Below are 25,752 nucleotides of genomic sequence, written 5' to 3' on the forward strand. Positions count from 1 at the left end.
ATTCTAATGTTTTTTGAAACTCTTTCTTTAATTTTCCCATTATCTTTTTTTCTACTCTTGATACCGTCATTTGGGAAATTCCAAGACTTTCTGCTATTGCTACTTGAGTTTTTTTGTTAAAATACCTATCAAAAAATATCTTCTTTTCAACTTTATTGAACTTATCTACAATTCTCATCAAAAAATCATTATTTTCAATCTTACGAAAATAAAAATCTTCTTCTCCTATGAGTTCGGATAAATTAACATCTTTATCGTCGCTATTGGAATCATAAGTTATATCTAAAGATTGAGGGGTATATACCTTACTTGCCTCCATGGCTTCCAATACTTCTTCCTTACTAATATTTAAATAATCTGCAATATCTTCTACAGTAGGGGATCTCTGGAGTTTTTGGCTGAGTACAACTTTGGAATTGTTTATCTTTTTAGAAAGCTCTTGAATTCTTCTCGGAACTCTAATAGCCCATCCCTTATCTCTGAAATATTTTTTTATTTCACCAATAATTGTCGGAGTAGCAAAACTTGAAAATTCAAAACCTTTATCTAAGTCATACCTATCTATAGCATATATCAATCCAATACAAGCTACTTGATAAATATCATCATATTCTATTCCTCTGTTAACATATTTTTTTGAAAGTATCTGTGCAATATAAAGATGCCTTTCTATTAGTTCATTTCTTATTTCCAAATCTTTAGTTTGTTTAAATTTATTAAATAAAGTTTTTGTATCTATTTCTTTCAAGTTCTCAAGTTTTTTTTGTTCACAGCAGCCATCATTAATCATTTAATACCATCCTCTATATTTTTAATTAATTTTACTCCATCTCCTGTAAACTCGACTTCATCCATTAAAGATTTAATAATAAGTATTCCAAGTTCCCTTTCTTTCTTATCCGAAATATCCTCCGAAATTTTTTCTGAAACATTTTTAACAAATATAATTAATTTGTCCTGTAATATTTCATATTTAATATATATTTCTTCAGATTTATCTAAGGCATTTATACATGCTTCTGCTATCGCCACCTTTATATCATCTATATCATCTATATTTAAATCAGCATTACTTGCTATTGCTGAGGTTGTTAACCTTATAACACTGACATAATCAGGTTTACTTGGAACTCTAAGTTCTACCGTTTCCTTATCCATACTTTTCACTCCTCAATTATAAATACCTTGTCCAATCCTGTAATATCAAATAGTTTTCTGATATTTGGCTTAATATTTTTGATATAAACATCATATCCTTTTTCTCTCGCTCTTTTCAATATACCTATTAACACTCCTAATCCAGTACTATCTACATACTCTAATTTTTCACCATCTATCAGTATATTTGCTTCCTGCTTATTAAAAGAATCAATTAAAACCTCTTTTAATTTTGGAGATGTATAAATATCCACATCTCCTACAGGACTGACAATCCACATTTTTTTTCCTTCATCATACTTGATATATAGGTTTAATTCCACAAAGTATCCCTCCCTCTTTAGAATTAATGTAGTTTAATTTTATCTTAAAAAAATCATAATGTAAAGTATAATTATTCTTCTACATATTTGGCTACTGCTACAACTCTATCTTCATTCTCAATTTTCATTAATGTTACTCCCTGGGTGTTTCTTCCCATTTCCGATATTCCGTTTACATTCAATCTTATAATAATTCCCGAAAGAGAAATCATCATTATCTCATCACTTTTATCTACTACTTTAGCTGAAACAACTTTTCCAGTTTTAGTCTTTATATTATATGTCTTAATTCCCTTTCCTGCCCTTGATTGAGTCCTATATTCACTTAAAGGTGTTATCTTTCCAAATCCAAATTCACTTACAATTAAAAGAAACTTGTCATTTTCCACCATATCCATAGAGACAACATGATCATTTTCTGACAGTCTGACTCCTATCACTCCCATGGAGTTTCTTCCCATTTCCCTCACATCGGATTCAGGAAACCTAATCGACATTCCTTCAGAAGTAATGGCTATTAATTCATCATTTCCGTTAGTCTTCCTTACATTTATCAACTCATCACCGTCTCTAAGGTTTATAGCTATTAATCCGTTTTTCCTTATATTTTCAAATTGATAAAATTTAGTCCTTTTTACTATTCCTTTCTTTGTCATAAATACTAAATAACTTGAGGGTTCATATTCCTTTATTGGTATTATTGCATTAACCTTTTCTTTTCCGTTCAAATTCAAAAGGTTAATAATTGCGGCACCCTTACCTTGCCTTTTACCTTCTGGAATTTCATAAGCCTTTAAAGAATATACCCTTCCTTCATTAGTAAAAAATAATATTGTATCATGAGTAGAAGTAATAAAAAGATGTTCAACAAAGTCCTCCTCTTTTGTCGTAATGCCGGTAATCCCTCTTCCTCCTCTCTTTTGAGCCTTATAAGTATCCTGTGGAATTCTCTTTATATATCCATTATGGGTAAGAGTTATTACTACATCTTCATCTTCTATCATATCCTCAATATCTATTTCATCCGATGACGGCATTATCTTTGTTCTTCTCGGATCACCATATTTAGCTTTAATTTCAAGAAGTTCATTCTTGATGATTTCATATACAAGTCTTTCGTTAGCAATAATTTCTTTAAACTTATTTATTTCTTTTATCAGTTCTTCATATTCTTCATCAATTTTTTCTCTCTCCAAACCGGTAAGCCTTTTTAATCTCATATCCAAAATAGACTGAGACTGAATTTGAGAAAGTCCAAAACTTTTCATAAGTCTTTCTTTTGCAATATTATCATCCTTAGAACTTCTGATAATAGATATAACTTCGTCTATGTGGTCAAGGGCTATTTTCAATCCTTCAAGTATATGAGCTCTTTCCTCTGCCTTTTTCAAGTCATATTGAGTCCTTTTGACTATTATCTCCTTCTGATAATTCAAATAATACCCGAGTATCTCTTTCAAATTTAAAATTTTAGGTTCATTATTTACCAATGCAAGCATTATTATAGAAAATGTATTTTGTAATTGAGTATGTTTAAAAAGATTATTTAACACTATATTAGGATTTGCGTCCCTCTTTAGCTCGATAACCATTCTCATTCCTTCTCTGTCGCTTTCATCCCTTAAATCAGATATTCCCTCGATTTTTTTCTCTCTTACATACTCAGCTATTTTTTCAATCAAATTTGCTTTATTTACTTGATATGGAAGCTCTGTAACTACTATTTTGTTCCTTCCCTTTCCGAATTCTTCTATTTCTGTTTTAGCACGAACAGTTACTCTTCCTCTTCCCGTTCTGTAAGCAGACTTTATTCCTTCCTTTCCCATTATCATAGCACCTGTCGGAAAATCAGGGCCTTTTATAACCTTAATCAAAGTCTCAATATCCAAATCAGGATTTTCAATAGTCATAATTATAGCATCTATCACTTCTCCCAGATTATGAGGAGGTATACTTGTAGCCATGCCTACAGCTATTCCTGAAGAACCATTTACCAATAAGTTTGGGAATCTACTTGGAAGAACTGTCGGTTCCTTAAGCGTTTCATCAAAATTAAAAGTAAAATCAACCGTTTCCTTATTTATATCCCTAAGCATTTCCATAGCAAGCTTTGTCATTTTAACTTCTGTATAACGCATAGCTGCAGGACTGTCACCATCAACAGAACCAAAATTTCCATGACCGTCAACTAAAGGGTACCTTGTATTAAAATCTTGAGCAAGTCTTACCATAGCGTCATATACAGCCGTATCTGAATGAGGATGATATTTACCTAAAACATCTCCTACTACTCTCGCTGATTTTCTATATTGCTTTTCAGGAGACAATCCTAATTCGTTCATAGCATATAATATTCTTCTATGAACAGGTTTCAGCCCATCTCTTACATCAGGAAGTGCTCTTGAAACTATAACACTCATAGCGTAATCTAAATATGATTTTTTCATTTCTTCTTCAATTTTTACTGTTATAACTTTACTGTTTTCCTTATCCATTTTATCCTCCTTAAAACTATATATCTAAATTCTTTACGTTCTTAGCATTTCTTTGTATAAAATCATATCTTGGCTTAACCTTATCTCCCATTAATGTTGTAAATATTTTATCTGCTTCTTCCGCATCTTCGATAGAAGCCTTAAGTATTATTCTTGTATCAGGATTCATTGTTGTATCCCAAAGCTGCTCGGGGTTCATTTCTCCCAAACCTTTGTATCTCTGAATAGGATAATTTTTATCTCTTCCGATTTCATTCATTATATTGCTTAGTTCAATATCACTATAAGCATAATGATCCGTTTTTCCTTTAGAAACTTTATATAGAGGAGGCTGTGCAATATATACATGCCCAAAGTCTATTAAAGGTCTCATATACCTGAAAAAAAACGTCAAAAGCAACGTTCTTATATGGGCTCCGTCCACATCGGCATCTGTCATAATTATAACTTTTCCATATCTTAGCTTTTCCATATTAAACTCATTACCTATTCCACAGCCAAATGCAGTAATCATTGCTTTAATTTCTTCATACCCTAATATCTTATCAAGTCTTGACTTCTCTACATTCATTATCTTTCCTCTTAAAGGAAGAATGGCCTGATATTTTCTGTCTCTTCCCTGCTTAGCACTTCCACCTGCAGAGTCTCCCTCAACTATGAATATCTCCGTAACATTTAAATCACTTTCTTGACAATCCGCCAATTTTCCTGGGAGAGTTGTATTGTCCAATATACTTTTTTTACGAGTAAGTTCCCTTGCCTTTCTTGCAGCTTCTCTTGCCCGAGATGCTCTTAAAGATTTTTCTATTATTACCTTCCCTTCTTTGGGGTTTTCTTCAAGGAATCTTTCTAAATGTTCCGACACAACACTATCAACTATGCTTCTGGTCTCACTATTACCAAGTTTTGTCTTAGTCTGTCCTTCAAACTGAGGATTCATTAGTTTTACCGAAAGGACCGCTGTTAACCCTTCTCTTACATCTTCTCCGGTCAAATTATTCTCTTTTTCTTTTATATATCCGTATTTTCTGGCATAATCATTTACTACTCTTGTAATAGCGGTCTTAAATCCTACTAAATGGCTTCCTCCTTCTTGTGTATTTATGTTATTTGCAAATGTAAATATATTTTCTGAATATCCTTCAGTATACTGCATTGCTAATTCTACTATCGTACTTTCTTTTTTATCTTCAAAATATATTATATTGTCATGTATGGGAGTTTTTTTCTCATTTATATATTCTACAAAGGACTTAAGTCCTCCTTCATAATGAAATTTTACTTCCTTTTGATTTCTCTTATCATTTAATGTTATTTTTACTCCCTTATTCAGAAAAGATACTTCTCTTAATCTAAATTCCAAAGTATTAAAATCAAAATTAATATCTTCGAATATTTCTTTATCGGGTTTGAATATAATGGTAGTTCCTGTCCCTTCACATTCGCCTATTACTTCAAGTTCCGTAGTAGGAATTCCTCTGCTGAATTTTTGTCTGTAAATTTTATTATTCCTTTTAATTCTTGCCTCAAGATATTCCGAAAGTGCATTTACAACAGAAACACCAACTCCATGAAGTCCGCCAGAAACCTTATAAGCACTGTTGTTAAATTTACCTCCTGCATGAAGAATTGTAAGAACCGTCTCCACAGTAGATTTTCCTGTTTGAGGATGTGTTTCTACAGGTATGCCGCCTCCATTATCTTCAACGATTACAGAATTATCCTCATTTATGGTTACCAAAATAGTATCGCAAGCTCCTGCTAAAGCTTCATCTATACTATTATCAACTACTTCATATATCAATTGATGGAGTCCTCTAAGCCCTGTGGAACCAATATACATTCCCGGTCTTTTTCTAACAGGCTCTAATCCAGTAAGGACTTGTATATCCTTTGCAGTATATTTTCTTTCGTTATTTTCCATATTCTTCATTTCCCTCCTGATTCTAATATGTTAAATTCTTGATATAAGACTATTTCTTTTTAATAAAGTAGAAGAAGAAATCTCTGATGTATAAATTAGGTTTTTGATCACTTTCCCTTTTTTATTATTTTTTTCTATTCGCGATGTCAAAATAATGGTCTTTATATTTCTTTCATCAGAGTTTGTAATAAAGAGCAATCCTTTCTCCTTCATTTTTTTTAAATAAGATTTTGAATCCTTAGAATTTAACAATGAATTAACATCCATTATTGCTACAATATCGTCTATTGGTATCGAATAGCTTTTTCCTATATGAAGAAACATAATATCTACTCCTTTTACATAACCTTTCCCTTTTCTATATAAAATGTCTTTTTATCTAAATTATCAATTTCTTTAAGCCTTATTACATCTGCGGAAGTAATTATTGTCTGCAAACCTGAAAATGATTTTATCAAATATCTTCTTCTATCTTCGTCTAATTCAGATAATACGTCATCCAAAAGAAGAACTGGTTTATATCTTTTTTCATTTTCAATTAATTCCACCTCTGCAAGTTTTATAGATAATATGGCTGTCCTTTGCTGTCCCTGAGATGCAAATTGTTTAGAATTAAAATCATTAATAATTATTTCTATATCATCTCGGTGGGGACCTATCTCTGTAGAACCTTTCAATATATCAGTATCAATATTTCTATTTAATTTATCAAAAAAATCTCTTTCCAGATCTCTTAAATCATTTACATTTTCGGTTACATTTGTAACATAATTGAAATCCAATTTTTCTTCATTAAAAGTTAAATTACCATGGATTCTTTTAGATATAGAAGATAGACTATCAATAAACTTTTTTCTTTCCAATATAATTTGAGATCCTGTTTTTATTAATTGAATATTAAATGTTTCAAGAACTTCTCTGTTCTTCTCCTTATATTTCATAAATCGGAGCAGGTTATTTCTTTGAAACAATATTTTATTATATCTATTCAAGTTATATCTATATAAAGGCTTTAACTGAGAAATTTCCAAATCCAAAAAATTTCTTCTTTCCTGAGGCCCTTCTTTTATTATTTTTAAATCATCCGGAGAAAAAACCACTACATTTAATCCACTGTTCAATTCTTTATTTTTTCCCAATTCTATTCCATTAATTCTCATCTTTTTAGGAGCATTTCTTTCTAACTTTATTTCTATCAGCTTATCTATATTTCTTTCCTTAATATTGATTCCTATATAAGATTTGTCACTGTTAAAATTTATCATATCTTTATCTTTATTTGTCCTGAATGACTTTCCCACAGCACAGAAATATATGGATTCTAAAAGATTGGTTTTTCCTTGGGCATTTTTACCCACAAATATATTTATATTCTTTGATAATTTGATATTTAAATTTTCATAATTTCTAAAATTTATAATTCTAATACTTTCTACATACAAATAGAGCCACTCCTTAGATAAACCTTTATAATTATACCACAACAAATTCATCTATACCTTCTATTTTAATTTTATCTCCCTTTCTTATCTTCTTGCCTCTTTCTTTTACAGTCTCTCCATTTACTTCAATTTTACCGGAACTAATCAATATTTTACTTTGCCCTCCTGTTTGTACTATTCCAGCAAGTTTTAAAATTTGACTCAACTTTATATATTCAGTATCTATTGTTACTTCTTTCATCTTCTATATTCCTCCAATTAATAATCTTCTTTTGCAAGTCTTACAGGAAGAACTAAATAAGTATATTCCGAATCATCTATTGGATTTATGATACAGGGATTTAGACTCCCCATAAAATTCAGTTGAATTTTATCAGCATCTATTGCCTTAATTCCATCTATAATATATTTTGAATTAAAAGCGATATTTAAATCTTCCCCTTTATTTTCGATAGGAACTTCTTCATAAACACTTCCTATTTCTGAATTTGATTTAATTACCATTTTACCATCCAATATGTTTATTTTAATAAGATTTGTTTTTTCCTCCTTTGCTAAAAGGGAAGCTCTCTCCAATCCGTCTTGGAATAATTTTCTGTTTACAATTACTTGAGTTTTATGTTCTTTTCTTATTATATCTTTATAATTTAAATATTGACCCTCTAATAGCCTCGAATATACTAATGTTTCTCCTAGATTGAATACTATATGACTTGAAGTTAATGTTATCGTTAAACTGGATTCTTCATCTTCAAGTATTTTACTGAGCTCATTTAAAGTTTTTGATGGTACTACAATTTTTACGTCCTGAGGAGATTTTACTAAAATATTTCTCAATGCAAGCCTATATCCGTCTAACGCTACAAATGAAGCCTTATCTTTTGTAACTTCAAATAATATTCCTGTAAGTATAGGCCTTGTTTCATCTTGAGCCGTAGCAAATATGGTTTGTCTTATAGCAGATTTAAATAAATCCGCAGAAATTTTTATCGAAAAATTATCTGTTATCGTAGGTAATTCCGGATATTCTAAAGATGAATTTCCTATAATATTAAATTCTGCACTTCCACATTTGATACATATTTTATTTTCTATTGTTGATATATATATTTTATCGTTAGGAAGTTTTCTTATTATATCTCCAAATATTCTTGAATTTATAACTATTGATCCTTCTTCTTCAACGCTACATTTTATAAATGTCTCAATTCCTATCTCTAAATCCGTACTTGTAAGCTTCAATTTTCCATTTTTTGCCTCTAAAAGTATTCCTTCAAGTATGGGTAGACTTGTTCTAAGAGAAGTACCCCTTTGAACAATATTTACATATTTATTCAAAATTGATTGTTCTATATTGATTTTCAATTGAAAATGACCTCCTTTTATTTTTTAAGATAGATTGAAGGATATATTATTAGTAGTAATAGTAGTAGGGGCTGTTAGTATGTTGATAAGTGGATATATCGTTATATTTAAATAAATTGAATATTTAATAACATGTGAATAAAAGATGAATGAATTCTAAAATTATCAACAAAAATTTTTGAAGAAATTAATTATATTATATCAACAGTTTATCAACAGGATTTTGTTAATTATCCCCTTGTATCTCTTTAATAACATTTTCTATCTTTTTATTGAATGTACTATTTGATTTTAAATTTGAAGATATTTTTTCATAAGCATGTATAACGGTAGTATGATCTCTTCCGCCAAATTCATCTCCTATTTTCGGAAGGGAGAGATCCGTTAATTCTCTGCATAAATACATTGCGACTTGTCTTGGATAAGCAATTGCTCTGGTTCTTTTTTTGGAATTAAAATCTTCTGACTTGATATTAAAGTTTTTGGCGACAACTTCTTTAATTAAATTTACAGTTATTTCTTTTGGCTTAGAAGATGAAATAATATCTTTCAAGGCTTCTTCTGCTAAATCTACGGTTATTTCTTTTTTTGTTAAGGATGAATAAGCTACTATTTTAATAAGTGCTCCTTCTAATTCTCTTATATTAGATTGAATTTTTGTAGCAATATAAAGAAGAACATCATTTTCTATACTTAAATTTTCGACTTTTGCCTTCTTTTTAAGTATAGCAATTCTTGTTTCCAAGTCAGGTGGTTGGATATCTGCAATAAGGCCCCATTCGAATCTTGATCTTAATCTGTCTTCAAGAGTAGGTATTTCCTTTGGAGGTCTATCGCTGGATATTATTATCTGTTTATTTGCGTCATGAAGAGCATTAAAAGTATGGAAAAATTCCTCTTGAGTTCTTTCCTTTCCAGCTATAAATTGTATATCGTCAATGAGTAATACATCAACGTTTCTGTATCTATTTCTAAATGCATCATTTTTATCATCTCTTATGGAGTTTATAAGTTCGTTTGTGAATTTTTCTGATGATACATATACTACCTTTGTTTTAGAATTTTGATTAAGTATGTAGTGGCCAATTGCATGCATAAGATGAGTTTTTCCAAGACCTACTCCTCCATATATAAACAGTGGATTGTAAGCTTGAGCAGGTGCTTCCGCTACAGCTAAGGATGCTGCATGAGCAAAACGGTTACTATTTCCTATAACAAAGCTATCAAAGGTGTATTTGGGGTTTAGCTGAGATCTGGAAATGTTTTCACCGTTTTCCACGGCCTTAGTTTGTCCTACATTTAATTTAATTTCATCTTCAGGAATAGTAATAATTATATGATAATTTTGTTTTGTTATTTGGGATATAGCGTTTTTAATTAAATTAAGATATCTTCCGTCAAGTATTCCCTTTGTAAACTCGTTTGGAGCGGCAAGTATTATATTATTATCATCCATCGATATAGGTTCTATTGTTTTAAACCATGTATTATAGCTTACCTCCGATAGTTCTATTTTTATTAGGTCCATTGCTTCGTTCCAAATAGTTTCTAAATTAGAGTCCATTTTACTTCCTCCTAAATGGTATTTATTAAAGATTATAGACAAAAAAATAAATAATTATAACAAAAATGTAAAGTTATCAACAACTTTATCCACAGTTTTTTTGAAAATTGAATATAATATATATTTTGTTATAGATGTGGATAAAATAATAACAGATTGTAAATAAAAAAAATTGTAATAATAAAATAAAAATATCCACAGAAAAATATAATATTCATATGTGGATAAAAACTGTTGATTTAAAAGGTTTAAACAAATTTTTTAGTAATAAAATCAAAAATTATGCACAACTTATACACAGTCTGTGTATAAGTCTAAATAAATATATTATGAAAAAACTTATCCACTTTTATTATATAATATCAAAAAAAAAAAACATTATCAATAAAATTATCCACAAGTTTTATAAATAATTGTATTATTACTTGTGGATATAAGTATTTTAAAAATCTTGACATTAATTATTCATACAACTATAATCAATAGTAGTATTTGTGTTTTTTAATATGAAAATTAGCTATTTTTATATAGTGAATTGTTATTGAAGGGGGTGTATTTTGTGAAAAGAACATATCAGCCTAAAAAAAGACAGAGAAGCAGAGAACATGGATTTATAAAAAGAATGAGTACAAGACAAGGTAGAGAAGTTTTAAGAAGGAGAAGAAGAAAGGGCAGGAAAGTATTGTCAGCATAGGCCGCAATTTTAAGTGGCCTTTTTATTAAATGTAAGTTTTAAGGAGCATTGTAATGGATAAAGTTTGTACTTTAAGGAGCAAAATTCAGTTTAAAAATGTATATGAAAATGGAAAAAGCTATGGAAATAGATTGCTGGTAATGTATATATCTAAGAATAATTTGGATTATAATAGAGTAGGATTTGCTGTTACGAAAAAGATTGGAAATAGTGTAATTAGGAATAAAGTGAGAAGAAGAATGAAGGAAAGCTATAGGGTTAATCGATTAAAAATAAAGGAAGGGTATGATTTAATTTTTATACCCAAAATAAATTCCAGAAATTCAAATTACCAGCAAATTGAAAGTGCAATGCTTCATCTTTTCAAAATTACTCATTTATTATGAAGAATAGGTGAAAAAAATGAAAAAGTTGGCAATAATATTGATAAGGTTTTATCAAAAATTTATTTCCAGATATATATTAGTTGGACGTCATTGTAGATTTTATCCTACTTGTTCTCAATATTCCATTGAAGCCTATGAAAAATATGGTTTTTTTAAAGGAACTATATTGAGTGTTTATAGAATACTAAGATGCAATCCTTTTAATCCAGGTGGCTATGATCCACTTAAATGATAGGGGGTTAATTAATGTCAAAGATTTTTGCAGCACCATTGGGTGCTCTTATGAGGTTCGTATTTGAAATGGTAGAGAAAATTGGAAATGAACCTAAATCCATGTCTTTCTATGCATTGACAATAATAATTACTACCATTATATTTAAATTTTTATTGCTTCCAATCGCTATTAGTATGAATAGATCAATGAAGAAAATGAATGACTTGAATCCGAAAATGAAAGAAATTCAAAATAAATATAAAAATGATCCACAGACTCAATCTGCTAAATTAGCGCAGTTGTATAAGGAAAACAAAGTAAATCCTGCATCTTCTTGCTTACCGCTTATAGTCCAAATGGTAATATTGTTTGCTTTTTTTGCTGTTATGAGGGATCCCGTTCAGTATGTTTTTAAGGATAAGGCTTTCTACGATGCTTTAAGCAAGAATTTTTTATGGATTAAAAATTTGGAACAGCCGGATCCCTTCTTGTGGGGAACGCCTTTAATAGTTGGTTTAACGACTTATTTTCAATCTGTTACTACGCCTAATCAAGCTGCTGCTGATCCTCAAACTAAATCTACTCAACGGACAATGAATATTTTTCTTCCCCTTATGTTGTTTTGGTTTGCAAGATCCTTTTCAGCAGGCCTTGGGTTATATTGGGTAGTAAGTAATATATTCCAGATAATTCAGCAGTTAATATCTAAACGGTCTTTGGATAAAGCTAAGGGGGAATTAAAATAATATGAGATCCGTATTGAAAGTTTCAAAAACTGTAGATGATGCAGTTAAGGATGCTCTTGAAGAATTGGATTCCGATAAGGAGGACGTTCAAATTGAAATATTAACAGAGCCGAGTAAAGGATTTTTAGGTTTTATTGGAAACAAGGACGCCAAAGTAAAAGTGACTGTAACTAATGATCCCGTAGAAAGTATTGAAAATTTTATGAATATGCTTTTTAATAAAATGAATATTAAAGCAAAATGTATAGCTGAAAGAAAAGGACGAAATATAAATGTTAATATAACAGATATTAGCAGTACGGATATGGGAATAATAATTGGCAAAAGAGGGAATACGCTGGATGCAATTCAATATTTGCTGAGTTTGTTTATTAACCGTAAAAGAGAAAATTATATAAAGGTGCTGGTTGATACTAAGGGCTACAGGAAGAAAAGAGAAGAGACTTTAATAAGATTGGCTAACAAAATGGCACAAAAAGTTCAATATACTAAAGATTCTATAAGATTGGAGCCTATGAACCCTTATGAAAGAAGAATTATTCATTCTGCTCTTCAAAATGTGGAAGGGGTCAGTACCCATTCTGAGGGGGAGGAACCTTACAGGAGAGTTATAATAGAAGCTAAATAAACCCAGTATATACTGGGTTTTATTGATTTATTTAAAGGTAGGTGTTTTTATGGAGAGTACTATAGCTGCCATTTCTACAACTGTCGGAGAATCCGGGATAGGCATAGTAAGGATGAGCGGAAAAGATTCTCTGTCTATTGCAGGTAAAATATTTGAAGGTAAAAAAACAAAGAATTTAAAAGATGCGGAAAACAGAAAAATTACTTATGGACATATATTTGATCCTACTGACGGAAGCCTTGTAGATGAAGTTCTGATAGTATTTATGAAAGCCCCCTTTACTTATACAAGAGAAGATATAGTTGAAATATATTGTCATGGCGGAATAATTTCTGTAAGAAAGATATTGGAACTTCTTTTGGCTAATGGAGCAGTAATGGCGGAGAGGGGAGAATTCACGAAAAGAGCATTTTTAAACGGAAGATTGGACCTTTCTCAAGCGGAAGCAGTAATAGATATCATAAAATCGAAAACCGAATTGAGCTGTAAGCTTTCCTTAAATCAGTTAGAAGGAGGATTATCCTCTGAAATTAAAAGAATAATGGACGAATTAACAGAGATGGTTGCTCATGTAGAAGTTTCTATTGATTTCCCGGAAGAAGATTTTGAAGAAATTACTTACGATGAGCTTGAATTAAAATCTAAGAAGATACTTGATGAAATAGATAATCTGTTGAACACTTCCGAAAGAGGAAGAATATTAAGAGAGGGATTAAATGTTGTAATACTTGGAAAACCTAATGTAGGGAAATCTTCTTTATTAAATTCTATGCTTAGAGAAAACAGAGCTATTGTAACAGATATCCCAGGTACTACCAGGGATACAATTGAGGAATATATGAACATAGATGGAATCCCCTTAAAAATAGTTGATACTGCGGGAATCAGAAATACAGAAAATATCATAGAGAAAATCGGAGTAGATAAGGCAAAAAATTTATTAGAAACGGCAGACTTGACCATAGCTGTTTTTGATTCTTCTAAGGAATTGGAAGAAGATGATTATGAAATAATCAATATGATTAAGGATAAGAAGGGAATTGCTCTGTTAAATAAAATGGATTTGGATAGTAAACTTACTATGGAAGATTTAAAGAAACTGATTCCTGAAATGAAAATAATACCTACTATTATTTCACAAAAAATAGGAATTCAAGATATAGAGAATAACATCAAGGATATGTTCTATGGTGGAAAAGTTAAAATTAAAAATGACATTATGGTAACCAATATAAGACATAAGAAAAAACTTATAGATGCGAAAAAAAATATATCTGATGCATATACAGGTATTATTTCTAAAGTTCCTTTAGATTGTCTGGAAGTTGATTTAAAAAATTGTTGGACTAATTTAGGGGAAATTTCAGGAGATACAGTTACGGAGGATATTCTTGATAAGATATTTAGTGAATTTTGCGTAGGAAAATAGTTACGATGGGAGGAAAATTTTCTTGAAATGAAGGATATTAAAAGATTCGAGGCCGGAAAATATGATGTAATTGTAATCGGAGCAGGCCATGCAGGCTGTGAAGCTGCACTGAGTTCTGCCAGAATGGGTATGAAAACTTTAATCTTAACTATGAGTCTTGACGCCGTGGCAGCTATGCCATGTAATCCAAACATCGGAGGAACAGGAAAGGGACATTTGGTACGAGAAATTGATGCTTTAGGGGGAGAGATGGCTTTAAATATAGATAAGACCTTTATACAAAGTAGAATGCTCAATATTTCCAAAGGACCTGCAGTACATTCTTTAAGAGTTCAGGCAGACAAAAATAAATACCATATTGAAATGAAAAAAACTTTGGAGAATGAAGATAATTTGGACTTAAAACAAGGAGAAGTAGTAGATATTCTTGCAGAAGATAATTGTATTAAGGGAATAGTTACAAGAACAGGAGCTGTGTATAGATGCAGTGCGGTTATAATATGTACAGGGACATATTTAAAAGGAAGAATTTATATAGGAGAAGTAAATTATGAGGGAGGGCCTATGGGATGGTTTCCTTCAAATTTATTGTCAGATGCTTTAAATAGAATCGGAATTAAGTTAAGAAGATTTAAAACCGGTACACCGGCCAGAGTTCATGGAGATAGTATTGATTATTCCGTAATGGAAGTACAACCCGGGGATAAAGAAATAATTCCCTTTTCTTTTTTAAATATGGATAAAAAATTTGATAAAAAGCAGGTACCCTGTTATTTAACTTATACTGTAGAGAAAACCCATGATATAATCAGAAAAAATTTAGATCGTTCTCCTATGTATGCAGGAGAAATAAAAGGAGTCGGACCACGATACTGTCCCTCTATTGAAGATAAGGTAGTGAGATTTGCAGATAAAAATAAGCATCAGATATTTATTGAACCGGAGGGATTGGATACCAAGGAAGTTTATGTTCAGGGAATGAGCACGACATTACCTGAAGAAGTACAAATTCAAATGTACAAAACAGTCATAGGCCTTAAAAATGTTAAATTCATGAGAACGGCTTATGCCATAGAATACGATTGTATTGATCCTACAATATTGAAAAGAACTTTGGAACACAAAAAAATAAAAAATTTATTTTTTGCAGGTCAAATAAATGGCTCTTCCGGGTATGAAGAGGCTGCTGCCCAAGGAATTATGGCCGGAATAAATGCAGCACTCAATATTCAGGGAAAGGAACCCTTTATATTAGATAGATCCGAAGCTTATATCGGAGTATTAATTGATGATCTGGTTACCAAGGGAACAAATGAGCCTTATAGAATGATGACATCCAGAGCTGAGTATAGATTAACTTTAAGGCAGGATAATGCAGATTTGAGACTTACGGAAAAAGGGTATAAATTAGGGCTTGCAAGTAAAGAGAGATATGAAAAGACCTTATATAAAAAGGAAGAAACAAATAACGAAATATTGAGGCTTAAGCATGTTATCATAACTCCCACAGAAAAAACAAATAAATTTTTGGAAGGCCTAAACAGTGCTCCTTTGAGGACTCCAACAAGTATATATGATTTAATTAAAAGGCCGGAACTTAATTATGAGATTCTGAAGGACATCGACCCTGAAAGGCCTGAACTTTTAAGAGAAATACGAATTGAAGTGGAAATTCAAATTAAATATGAGGGATATATTGCAAAGCAAATGGCTCAAATTGCTCAATTTAAAAAGCTTGAAGGCAAAAAACTCCCTGAAGATTTAGACTACAATAATATAAGATCCTTAAGCAATGAGGCAAAACAAAAATTAAACAATATAAGACCGGAATCCGTAGGGCAGGCCAGCAGAATATCAGGAGTATCTCCATCGGATATTAATGTACTTCTTATTTATTTGGAACAACTTAGAAGAGCTTTCAGGAGTGAGAAAAATGACTGATGTTAGTACAATGGTTGATATAGGAAAACAACTTAACATTAATTTTAAGGAAGATGAAATTAAAAAGTTTTTGGTTTATAAAGAACTGTTAAAAGAATGGAATCAGAGAATAAATATAACTTCTATTAAGAACGATAGGGAAATTGATATTAAGCATTTTTTAGACAGTCTTACTCTTTTAAATACAGGATTATTTGATACTAAAGTTAAAGTGATTGATGTAGGTACGGGAGGAGGGTTCCCCGGGGTACCTTTAAAAATTATAAAAGAACAATTAGATATGATTCTTTTGGATAGTTTAAATAAAAGAATAATTTTTTTAAAAGAAATTATAGATAAGCTTGGGTTAGGCGGGATAGAAGCAATTCACGGGAGAGCTGAAGAATTCGGAAGAAATGAACTGTATAGAGAAAAATTTGATATAGTTGTTTCCAGGGCCGTAGCGCCATTAAATATATTAAGTGAATATTGCTTGCCTTTTGTTAAAAAGAGTGGGTATTTTATTGCTATGAAGGGTTCGAACATAGATGAAGAATTGAATAACTCGTTGAATGCTATTAAAATTTTAGGAGGAAGAGTTAAAGAAAAAAGATTTGTTGTTTTGCCCGAAATAGATATTTGCCATAGTTTGATAATTATCGAGAAAATTAAGGACACATCGACAAAATATCCTAGACCCGCAGGCAAACCTAAAAAAAATCCGTTATAAAAAAGAATAATTTGATGAACGAAATTTTTATAAAAAAGGAGGAAGAAATACTCTTCTATAGAATATTTAATTGATATTAAAGTCCAATGGGAAGAGGGATATACAATGGAAAATATGCAAAGCGAAATTATGTTTATACCTATTAAGTTTATAAAACCAAATCCATATCAACCCAGAAAAAATTTTAATAAAAGAGCTTTAGAAGAACTGAGTCAATCAATAAAAACTTATGGACTTATTCAACCAATCAGTGTAAGAAAACTTTGTAATGAAAGCTATGAATTAATAGCCGGAGAAAGAAGACTTAGGGCTTCTGAAATGGCTGAATTGGAAAAGATACCTGCTATTATTGTTAACTATAAAGACAAGGATTCGGCTATGGTGGCTTTAATAGAAAATTTGCAGAGGGAAGATTTAAATTTCATTGAAGAGGCGGAAGGATATAATAACTTAATTAAAGACCATAACTTTACTCAGCAGGAACTTGCTGAAAAGTTGGGAAGAAACCAGTCTACAATTGCTAACAAGTTAAGAATACTTAAACTTCCTGATGACATAAAAAAGGAACTTTTGGAAAATAATTTGACTGAAAGACATGCCAGAGCACTCTTAAGACTTCCCGATGACGAATATAGAAGGAAGACTCTTGAAAAAATAATTAAAAGTGACTTTACCGTTAAGAAAACTGAAAAATTAATAGACGATATATTAAATGATCTGACAAAGGTTGAATCTGAAAAAAAACAAAATATTAAAAGTCTTATAAATGTAAGAATATATTTAAATACCATTAAAAATGCTTATAACGCAATTAAGAATAGTGGAGTAAATGCTAAATACACAGAGAAAGATATGGGCGAATATTTGGAAGTAACGGTTAGAATACCCAAAAAATAAATTCAAAGTTTTTTTACTTAGCGAAGTAATAGTTTGCTAAGTTTTTTTTTTATTATATAATATATATTGAAAATATAAAGTAATTCAAATTGGAGTTGAAAGTATGTCTAAGATAGTCTCTGTGTTTAATCAAAAAGGTGGAGTGGGAAAAACAACTACGGTCATTAATTTGTGTGCGGCCTTAGGAAAATTAAATAAAAAAATTTTATTGATAGATGTTGATCCTCAAGGTAATTCTACCAGTGGATTAGGAGTAAATAAAAAAGATTTAAAGTATTCCATTTATGATGTTTTTATTAATGGAGTTCCTATGGCGGACATAATTGTTGATACGAGTGCTCAAGGAGTATCATTAGCACCAGCAAATGTAGAATTAGCCGGAGCGGAAATTGAAATGATAAAAATTGAAGAAAGAGAGCTGATTCTTAAAAAAACTATTCTTCAATTTAATAATACTTATGATTTTATGTTTATTGACTGCCCGCCTTCTTTGGGCTTGTTAAGCATAAATGCTTTGACTGCTTCCAATAGTGTTATTATTCCCATTCAATGTGAGTATTACGCCTTAGAGGGGGTAAGTCAATTAGTTGATACAATTAAACTTGTTAAAAAGAGTTTAAATCCTGAATTGGAAATACAAGGTGTAATTTTAAGTATGTTTGATGGTAGGACAAACCTTTCTATACAGGTCGTGGATGAGGTGAAAAAGTATTTTAGAGGAAAAGTCTATTCCACGGTTATTCCGAGAAATGTTCGACTGGCTGAAGCGCCCAGTTATGGGATTTCAGTTTTAGATTATGATTTAAAATCTAAGGGAGCAGAAGCTTACCAAGAGTTAGCTGAAGAGTTCTTATCTTGGATTGAGGAGGAGTTTTAATATGAGTACTAAAAAAAGAGGACTTGGGAAAGGGCTATCGGCTTTAATTCCTGATGAACCCTTTGAAGATGTTTTAGAGGAAGATAAAAATAATATAGTGGATTTAGATATTGATTTGATTAAACCAAATAAAGAACAACCAAGGAAGAATTTCGACAAAGATGCTTTGGAGGAATTGAAAGAATCGATACAAAATTATGGAGTTATTCAGCCTATCATAGTTAGAAAAATTGATAAGGGATATGAAATAATTGCCGGAGAAAGAAGATGGAAAGCGGCAAAGATGGCTTCCATTAAAAAAATTCCCTGCATTGTTAAAAATGTAGAAGAATTTGAAGGAATGAAGTTATCTTTAATAGAGAATTTACAGAGAGAAAATCTTAATCCTGTAGAAGAAGCCATTGCTTTCAAAGGACTTATTGATAATTATAATATCACTCAAGAAGAGTTATCAGTTGCAGTAGGGAAAAGCAGACCATATATCACTAATTCTTTGAGACTTTTAAATTTAGATAGCGATATATTATTATCGATTTCTGATGGCAAAATTTCTTCCGGCCATGGAAGGGCACTTCTTTCTATTGAAGATAAAAAAATTCAAAATGAGATAGCTAAAAATATTATAGAAAAGAAATTGAATGTCAGAGAAACGGAGAATATTGTTAATACTGTTAAAAACAAAAAAAATAGTGTAAAAAAATCAAATAAAGAAGATCCTTTTATTTCAGAAGCCAGAGATAAATTTATGAAAAAATTAGGTACAAAAGTAGTTATTAAGCATGGAAAGAATAAAGGAAAGATCGAGATAGAATATTATAGCCCAGAAGACTTTGAAAGAATAATGGATATTATTATTAAAAATTAATGTTTCACGTGAAACATTTTGCTGGATACATAAATATTATATTGAGGAGAGATCTAAATGGAAATAAACATATATCAGGTAGATGCCTTTACAAAAGATACTTTTGGCGGTAATCCAGCAGGTGTTGTCCCGGATGCAAAAGATTTAACAGAAGAGAACATGGAAAAAATTGCAAGAGAAATGAATCTTTCAGAAACTGCTTTCATAATTCCAATAGACGAAAATAATTTTGAAGTCAGGTTTTTTACTCCTTTATGTGAAGTTGATTTGTGTGGACATGCTACGATTGGTTCTTTTTTTACCCTTGCAGAAAAAGGATATATAAGGCCTATTACAAATGGCAAATTGAGGATATTTCAAAAAACCAAAGCGGGAATTTTACCTGTAGAAATATATTATAATCAAGGAAAAGTAGAAAGAGTTATGATGACCCAGTCAATGCCGACAACTATAGGAACGATCACAGATATAGAAGAATTAATAGATGCTTTAAATATTACAGAAGACGATATCGGAATAGAAGATAAGTTTGTGAGTCCGGAAATAATATCTACAGGTCTTCCGGATATCATGCTTCCAATTAAAAGAAAAGACATATTAGATAATTTGGATGTAGATATGAAAAGATTATCTGATTTGTCCCGAAAATTAAAAATTACGGGAGTACATGCTTTTTTTCTTCCAGATAAAGATTTAGAAATAGTATATACGAGAAATTTTGCTCCCTATGTGGGAATAGATGAAGAAGCTGCAACAGGAACTTCTAACGGCGCTCTTATTTACTTTTTAAAGAAAAACGGATATTTGAAGGGAAATGAAATGATTTCCTATCAAGGAGAAATATTGAACAGACCAAGCTATATAAATTGTACAATTGATGAAACTGATGAAGGTTATATAGTAAAAGTCGGAGGGAGAGCAAGGATAGTATTAGAAGGAATATTTTGCATGTAAAATTTATTTTTTTGTCTTCTAATTTAGACAGAATCTTAACAAACTTATATATACAAAAACAAATAAATCTGTTAAAATAATAATTGGCTATTATATATGGATACTATATTATAATTTTCATTATAATTTTTTTGAGGACATTTAAAAGTATAATAATTCCATCATATGAATAAACGATGGTGTATGATCAATAAAGTTAAAAAAATAACAAGGGAGGACATAAAATGGGATTTAAATTTGATTGGGAAGCTAACAAGGAGAAAGTAGAAGAATTTTCTGCATTTTTGGAGAAACTTAAAGATACTAAAGGAGCCGTAATGCCTGCTCTTCAAAAAGCAGAAGGTCTTTTTGATTATCTTCCCATTGAAATTCAGAATATGATTTCTGAAAAACTAAATGTGCCACTATCTGAAGTATATGGAGTAGCTACATTTTATTCTCAATTTTCGTTAATACCCAAAGGAGAAAATAAAATTGGGGTTTGTTTGGGTACTGCCTGTTATGTAAAAGGGTCTCAGAACATTTTGGACAAGGTAAAAGGAATTCTTCATATAGACGTTGGGCAGACCACTGAAGACAGAAAATTTTCTCTCCAGGCAACAAGATGTTTAGGCGCGTGTGGGTTAGCGCCTGTAATGACCATTAATGGAGAAGTTTATGGAAAACTAACTCCAAATGATGTTGAAGGTATAATTAATAAGTATAGATAATGTGGAGGTAGATTAGATGAAGACTATTGAAGAATTAAACAAGATTAGAGAAGATGCCTTGGGAAAAATGAATTTGAGGAAAGAAAGTCAAGGTATAAGAGTTGTTGTTGGAATGGCAACCTGTGGAATTTCAGCTGGAGCAAGGCCGGTCCTTACAGCCTTATTGGAAGAAGTAAATAAAAGAAAATTGGAACATGTTACAGTTAGTCAAACGGGATGTATAGGGCTTTGCAGATTAGAGCCTATAGTAGAAGTATATGAACCGGGGAAGGAAAAGGTAACTTATGTTGATATGACTGCAACTAAGGCTAGAAGAGTTGTATTGGAGCATATAGTCAATGGAAACGTTGTAAATGAGTATACTATAGGTGCTTATCAAAAATAAATATTCTATGGAATAGCTTATTGAAAAGGAGGAAAGAAAGGACATGAATTTATATAGAGCTCATGTGTTAGTTTGTGGAGGTACAGGGTGTCATTCATCTAATTCGGATAAGATTATAGAAAGAATGGAAGAAAAAATTAAAGAAAAAGAGTTAGATAAGGAAATTAAGGTTATAAAAACCGGTTGTTTTGGTCTTTGTGAGTCAGGACCTAATATGGTGGTATATCCGGAAGGAATATTTTACAATCATGTAAAAGTAAGCGATGTTGATGAAATTGTTGAAGAACATTTTTTTAAGGGCAGACCGGTAAAAAGACTGTTGTATAAAGAAGTTCAGGAAGAAAATAATATTAAGTCAGTTAATGACGTTAATTTTTATAAAAAACAAACGAGGGTAGCTTTAAGAAACTGCGGAGTAATAGATCCAGAGAATATTGAGGAATATATTGCTTATAACGGATATCAGGCTCTTGCTAAAGCGGTTACGGAAATGACTCCATTGGAAGTAATTCAGGTCGTAAAGGATTCAGGCTTAAGAGGAAGAGGTGGGGCCGGATTTCCTACAGGCCGCAAATGGGAAGAAGCTTATAAGTATAAATCAGATAAAAAATATATAGTATGTAATGCTGATGAAGGAGATCCGGGAGCATTTATGGACAGAAGCATTCTTGAAGGAGATCCTCATTCGGTATTGGAAGCTATGGCATTGGCAGGATATGCTGTGGGATCGGATCAAGGGTTTATTTATGTAAGGGCAGAATACCCTATAGCAGTTCAGAGACTTCAAACCGCTATTGATCAAGCAAAAGAGTATGGAGTTCTTGGGAAAAACATCTTTGGGACAGATTTTAGCTTTGACATTGAATTAAGACTGGGAGCGGGAGCATTTGTTTGCGGAGAAGCCAGCGCTTTAATGGAATCCATTGAAGGAAGAAGAGGAATGCCGAGAAATAAGCCCCCAAGAACTGCTCATAAGGGATTATGGCAACAACCAACGGTTTTAAATAATGTTGAAACTTTTGCTAATATTCCTATTATATTTCAGAAAGGCCCAGAATGGTTCAGGAGTATTGGAACGGAAAAATCTCCTGGCACAAAGGTATTTGCTTTAGGAGGAAAAATTGTTAATACAGGGCTTGTTGAGATACCTATGGGAACAACTTTAAGGGAAATAATATTTGATATAGGCGGAGGAATTCCTAATGGAAAGGAATTTAAAGCGGTTCAAACGGGAGGTCCTTCTGGAGGATGTATACCTAAGGAATATTTGGATACACCGGTAGATTTTGAATCCCTATCAAGATTAGGATCTATAATGGGTTCCGGCGGAATGATAGTAATGGATGAAGATAATTGTATGGTTGATATTGCTAAATTTTTCTTGGATTTTACTGTTGAAGAATCCTGCGGAAAATGTACCCCATGCAGAATAGGAACTAAAAGGATGTCAGAAATACTTGACAGAATAACGTCAGGGAAGGGAGAACCTGGTGATATTGAAAAGTTGGAAGAACTTTCAAAGGTAATTACTGATTCGGCTTTATGCGGATTAGGGCAAACGGCATCAAATCCGATTATTTCCACTTTAAAATATTTTAGGAATGAATATGAAAGCCATATATTTGAAAAAACTTGTCCTGCAGGAAATTGCAGAAAGTTATTGAGCTTTGTTATAGTTGAGGAAAAATGTAAGGGATGTGGACTATGTGCCAGAAATTGTCCTGCAAGTGCTATTTCAGGCGCAAAGGCTAAACCTCATCATATTGATAAGGAAAAATGCATTAAATGTGGTGCTTGTATTGAAAGATGTCCATTTAACGCTATTATCAAAAAATAAGTAGAAAAGAGGTGCAAATAAAAATGGAAATGATAAATGTTACTATAGATGGTAAAAGTTATAAAGTACCAGAAAATTATACAGTTTTAAAAGCCTGTAGAGAGGCTGGAGTATATGTTCCTACCCTTTGTTATCTGGAAGGAATCAATCAAGTGGGCTCATGCAGACTATGTCTTGTAGAAGTTGAAAGGCAAAAGAATTTAAAGGCATCTTGTGTTTTGCCTGTTGCAGAGGGTATGGTAATTAAGACAAATACAAAGAGAGTTAGAGAGGCAAGAAAGGTAAATTTGGAACTTCTTTTATCAAATCATAATAGAGAATGTACTTCCTGTGAAAGAAGCGGAAACTGTGAATTACAAAGGCTGTCTGATGAAATTGGTATAAGAAATATAGAATTTATAGGTGAAAAAACAGTAAAACCTGTAGATACCAGTTCTCCATCTATTGTAAGGGACCCTTCCAAATGTATTCTTTGCGGAAGGTGTATAAGTGTTTGCAGTAAAGTTCAGGGAGTTAGTGCTATAGGGTTTAGAAATAGAGGATTTAGAACAACAGTAGGACCTATTTTTGATAAAGGTCTGGGAGAAGTTGATTGTATTAATTGCGGACAGTGTATAATTAATTGTCCTGTAGGAGCATTGAAGGAAAAAGAATCCATTGATTATGTCTGGGACGCGATAGAAGATTCATCAAAATATGTAATTGTACAGACTGCGCCGGCAGTTAGAGCAGCTTTGGGAGAAGAATTCGGTCTTCCTATAGGTACAAGAGTAACAGGAAAGATGGCAGCAGCTTTAAGAAGAATGGGTTTTGATAAGGTGTTTGATACGGATTTTGGTGCTGATTTAACTATAATGGAAGAAGGCTTTGAACTCTTAGATAGGTTACAAAACGGAGGAAAGCTTCCCATGGTGACTTCATGTTCTCCTGGATGGATTAAGTACTGTGAACATTTCCATCCGGATATGTTGGAAAATTTGTCTACATGCAAATCACCTCATGAGATGTTGGGAGCAGTAATGAAGACATATTTTGCACAAAAACACGGCTTAGATCCTAAGGATATATTTGTCGTATCTGTGATGCCTTGTACGGCAAAGAAATTTGAAGCAAAAAGAGAAGAGCTGAGAGAATCAGGATTTCCAGATGTAGATGCTGTTATTACAACAAGAGAACTGGCAAAGATGATTAAACAGGCAAGTATTGATTTTAATAAGCTACCTGATGAAGATTTTGATGAAGTATTCGGGGAATCTACAGGGGCATCGGTAATATTTGGAGTTACAGGAGGAGTAATGGAAGCGGCATTAAGAACTGTATCTGAAGTAGTAACAAATAAACCATTAGAAAAGATAAAATTTAATGAAGTAAGAGGCTTGGAAGGAATAAAGGAAGCCGAAATTACTCTTGGAGATAAAAATATTAAGATTGCTGTAGCAAATAGTACGGGATGTGCCAATAAATTATTGGAAAAAGTAAAATCAGGAGAAAAGGAATATCATTTTATTGAGATAATGGGTTGTCCAGGAGGATGTATTAACGGAGGAGGTCAGCCTTTCGTAAGTGATAAGACAAAAACGGAAGAAGATGTTTTAGGCAAGAGAGCTAATGCATTATATGAAGAAGATGAGTCGAAAACTATAAGAAAATCTCATGAAAATCCAATGATTAAGATGATCTATGATGAATTCTTTGAAAAACCAAATAGCCATAAAGCTCATGAAATTCTCCATACCCATTATGTAAAAAGGCCTAAATATACCGAATAAGATATAAAGATTAAGGAAATAGAAAGTATCGCAAAACTATTTAAATTAGCTTGCGATACTTTTTTGTCTATTAACATGAAAAAGGGGATGAATTATGAGTATTATAAAGGTGAAAGATCTGAGAAAGACTTATAAAGTCAATATTAAAAGGGAAGGTTTTAAAGAATCAATTAAAAATCTTATAAAACCACAATACAAAACTGATGGAATTTGGGAAAAAACCGATTAGCATTTTTCCGAGGGGATTACAGCAGTTTTTTACTTTTGTTATTACTGCTTTAGCTATATATAATATTCCTGCATTATATCTGTTTAATAAAGAAATAATATTTTTTACATTTGCATTAAGTATTATATGGCTGTTTATAGCAGTGAAAGTATGGAAATTTAGCTTAAAGAAATATTATGCTTAATTAAACAGATATATGTTTTTTTGATTA

The 25,752-nt window shown here is 31.6% G+C and carries 28 protein-coding genes; 18 read left to right on the forward strand and 10 right to left on the reverse strand.

Features of this window, described 5'->3' with window-relative positions; genetic code table 11:
- The 10 genes from PP176A_RS15040 to dnaA all read right to left on the reverse strand — a co-directional run.
- Positions 1-790 (reverse strand): SigB/SigF/SigG family RNA polymerase sigma factor (locus PP176A_RS15040; RefSeq protein ID WP_071141296.1); only part of this gene is annotated, 790 nt, incomplete at its 3' end.
- A complete protein-coding gene (locus PP176A_RS15045) occupies positions 787-1,158 on the reverse strand; it encodes an ATP-binding protein (protein WP_071141297.1) in 372 nt (123 codons plus the stop codon). The genes PP176A_RS15045 and PP176A_RS15040, both read right to left, overlap by 4 nt.
- Positions 1,159-1,163: 5 nt before the next feature.
- A complete protein-coding gene (locus PP176A_RS15050; RefSeq protein ID WP_071141298.1) occupies positions 1,164-1,481 on the reverse strand; it encodes an STAS domain-containing protein in 318 nt (105 codons plus the stop codon).
- Between the two features lie 71 nt (positions 1,482-1,552).
- Positions 1,553-3,976 (reverse strand): DNA gyrase subunit A, encoded by a 2,424-nt coding sequence (gyrA, locus tag PP176A_RS15055; RefSeq protein WP_071141299.1) that lies wholly within the window; start codon positions 3,974-3,976, stop codon positions 1,553-1,555.
- A gap of 16 nt (positions 3,977-3,992) precedes the next feature.
- Positions 3,993-5,900: a DNA topoisomerase (ATP-hydrolyzing) subunit B gene (gyrB, locus tag PP176A_RS15060; protein ID WP_071141327.1), complete on the reverse strand. Its 1,908-nt coding sequence runs from the start codon at positions 5,898-5,900 to the stop codon at positions 3,993-3,995.
- 30 nt (positions 5,901-5,930) lie between these two features.
- Positions 5,931-6,224, reverse strand: coding sequence for an extracellular matrix/biofilm biosynthesis regulator RemA family protein (locus tag PP176A_RS15065; RefSeq protein WP_071141300.1), 294 nt, complete (start codon positions 6,222-6,224; stop codon positions 5,931-5,933).
- Between the two features lie 14 nt (positions 6,225-6,238).
- Positions 6,239-7,393, reverse strand: coding sequence for a DNA replication/repair protein RecF (gene recF, locus PP176A_RS15070; protein ID WP_234958964.1), 1,155 nt, complete (start codon positions 7,391-7,393; stop codon positions 6,239-6,241).
- Complete coding sequence (locus PP176A_RS15075; RefSeq protein ID WP_071141301.1) at positions 7,374-7,583, reverse strand: RNA-binding S4 domain-containing protein; 210 nt, start codon at positions 7,581-7,583, stop codon at positions 7,374-7,376. Before PP176A_RS15075 ends, recF begins: the two co-directional genes overlap by 20 nt.
- A gap of 17 nt (positions 7,584-7,600) precedes the next feature.
- Entirely contained in the window at positions 7,601-8,707 is a 1,107-nt protein-coding gene (gene dnaN / locus PP176A_RS15080; RefSeq protein ID WP_071141302.1) for a DNA polymerase III subunit beta, read from the reverse strand.
- 226 nt (positions 8,708-8,933) lie between these two features.
- Positions 8,934-10,271 (reverse strand): chromosomal replication initiator protein DnaA, encoded by a 1,338-nt coding sequence (dnaA, locus tag PP176A_RS15085; RefSeq protein ID WP_071141303.1) that lies wholly within the window; start codon positions 10,269-10,271, stop codon positions 8,934-8,936.
- Positions 10,272-10,830: 559 nt separating this feature from the next.
- On the opposite strand from dnaA, the gene rpmH reads away from it, so the two are divergent.
- The 18 genes from rpmH (at position 10,831) to PP176A_RS16780 (ending at position 25,725) form a co-directional block, all read left to right on the forward strand.
- A complete protein-coding gene (rpmH, locus tag PP176A_RS15090; protein WP_071141304.1) occupies positions 10,831-10,965 on the forward strand; it encodes a 50S ribosomal protein L34 in 135 nt (44 codons plus the stop codon).
- Between the two features lie 53 nt (positions 10,966-11,018).
- Positions 11,019-11,351, forward strand: a complete 333-nt coding sequence (rnpA, locus tag PP176A_RS15095; protein WP_071141305.1) for a ribonuclease P protein component — start codon at positions 11,019-11,021, stop codon at positions 11,349-11,351.
- A gap of 16 nt (positions 11,352-11,367) precedes the next feature.
- Positions 11,368-11,583: a membrane protein insertion efficiency factor YidD gene (yidD, locus tag PP176A_RS15100; RefSeq protein WP_071141306.1), complete on the forward strand. Its 216-nt coding sequence runs from the start codon at positions 11,368-11,370 to the stop codon at positions 11,581-11,583.
- Positions 11,584-11,597: 14 nt separating this feature from the next.
- Complete coding sequence (locus PP176A_RS15105; protein ID WP_071141307.1) at positions 11,598-12,311, forward strand: YidC/Oxa1 family membrane protein insertase; 714 nt, start codon at positions 11,598-11,600, stop codon at positions 12,309-12,311.
- A 1-nt stretch (position 12,312) separates the two neighbouring features.
- Positions 12,313-12,939, forward strand: coding sequence for an RNA-binding cell elongation regulator Jag/EloR (gene jag / locus PP176A_RS15110; RefSeq protein WP_071141308.1), 627 nt, complete (start codon positions 12,313-12,315; stop codon positions 12,937-12,939).
- A gap of 49 nt (positions 12,940-12,988) precedes the next feature.
- Complete coding sequence (mnmE, locus tag PP176A_RS15115) at positions 12,989-14,368, forward strand: tRNA uridine-5-carboxymethylaminomethyl(34) synthesis GTPase MnmE (protein WP_071141309.1); 1,380 nt, start codon at positions 12,989-12,991, stop codon at positions 14,366-14,368.
- Positions 14,369-14,395: 27 nt separating this feature from the next.
- Positions 14,396-16,309 carry a tRNA uridine-5-carboxymethylaminomethyl(34) synthesis enzyme MnmG gene (gene mnmG / locus PP176A_RS15120; protein ID WP_071141310.1) on the forward strand — a complete coding sequence of 638 codons (1,914 nt, stop codon included), beginning with the start codon at positions 14,396-14,398 and terminating at the stop codon, positions 16,307-16,309.
- Positions 16,302-17,018 carry a 16S rRNA (guanine(527)-N(7))-methyltransferase RsmG gene (gene rsmG / locus PP176A_RS15125; protein ID WP_071141311.1) on the forward strand — a complete coding sequence of 239 codons (717 nt, stop codon included), beginning with the start codon at positions 16,302-16,304 and terminating at the stop codon, positions 17,016-17,018. Before mnmG ends, rsmG begins: the two co-directional genes overlap by 8 nt.
- Positions 17,019-17,123: 105 nt before the next feature.
- A complete protein-coding gene (gene noc / locus PP176A_RS15130) occupies positions 17,124-17,915 on the forward strand; it encodes a nucleoid occlusion protein (protein ID WP_071141312.1) in 792 nt (263 codons plus the stop codon).
- A 103-nt stretch (positions 17,916-18,018) separates the two neighbouring features.
- The gene (locus PP176A_RS15135) at positions 18,019-18,792 is read left to right on the forward strand and encodes a ParA family protein (RefSeq protein WP_071141313.1); all 774 of its coding nucleotides are present in this window, start codon (positions 18,019-18,021) and stop codon (positions 18,790-18,792) included.
- A 1-nt stretch (position 18,793) separates the two neighbouring features.
- Positions 18,794-19,657, forward strand: coding sequence for a ParB/RepB/Spo0J family partition protein (locus PP176A_RS15140; RefSeq protein WP_071141314.1), 864 nt, complete (start codon positions 18,794-18,796; stop codon positions 19,655-19,657).
- 57 nt (positions 19,658-19,714) lie between these two features.
- Complete coding sequence (locus PP176A_RS15145) at positions 19,715-20,611, forward strand: PhzF family phenazine biosynthesis protein (RefSeq protein ID WP_071141315.1); 897 nt, start codon at positions 19,715-19,717, stop codon at positions 20,609-20,611.
- A gap of 224 nt (positions 20,612-20,835) precedes the next feature.
- Positions 20,836-21,321, forward strand: coding sequence for an NADH-quinone oxidoreductase subunit NuoE family protein (locus tag PP176A_RS15150; protein ID WP_071141316.1), 486 nt, complete (start codon positions 20,836-20,838; stop codon positions 21,319-21,321).
- A gap of 16 nt (positions 21,322-21,337) precedes the next feature.
- Positions 21,338-21,706 carry a (2Fe-2S) ferredoxin domain-containing protein gene (locus PP176A_RS15155; RefSeq protein WP_071141317.1) on the forward strand — a complete coding sequence of 123 codons (369 nt, stop codon included), beginning with the start codon at positions 21,338-21,340 and terminating at the stop codon, positions 21,704-21,706.
- 43 nt (positions 21,707-21,749) lie between these two features.
- Positions 21,750-23,543, forward strand: coding sequence for an NADH-quinone oxidoreductase subunit NuoF (locus PP176A_RS15160; RefSeq protein ID WP_071141318.1), 1,794 nt, complete (start codon positions 21,750-21,752; stop codon positions 23,541-23,543).
- A 23-nt stretch (positions 23,544-23,566) separates the two neighbouring features.
- Positions 23,567-25,312: an NADH-dependent [FeFe] hydrogenase, group A6 gene (locus PP176A_RS15165; protein ID WP_071141319.1), complete on the forward strand. Its 1,746-nt coding sequence runs from the start codon at positions 23,567-23,569 to the stop codon at positions 25,310-25,312.
- Positions 25,313-25,406: 94 nt separating this feature from the next.
- Positions 25,407-25,541: a hypothetical protein gene (locus PP176A_RS16650; protein WP_255401688.1), complete on the forward strand. Its 135-nt coding sequence runs from the start codon at positions 25,407-25,409 to the stop codon at positions 25,539-25,541.
- On the forward strand, positions 25,516-25,725 hold the full coding sequence (locus PP176A_RS16780; protein WP_083382006.1) for an ABC-2 family transporter protein: 210 nt from the start codon (positions 25,516-25,518) through the stop codon (positions 25,723-25,725). The genes PP176A_RS16650 and PP176A_RS16780 overlap by 26 nt, the downstream gene beginning before the upstream one ends.
- Positions 25,726-25,752 lie beyond the last annotated feature (27 nt).

It is taken from the genome of Sporanaerobacter sp. PP17-6a (assembly GCF_900095615.1).
In the GTDB taxonomy this organism is placed as follows: domain Bacteria; phylum Bacillota; class Clostridia; order Tissierellales; family Acidilutibacteraceae; genus Acidilutibacter; species Acidilutibacter cellobiosedens.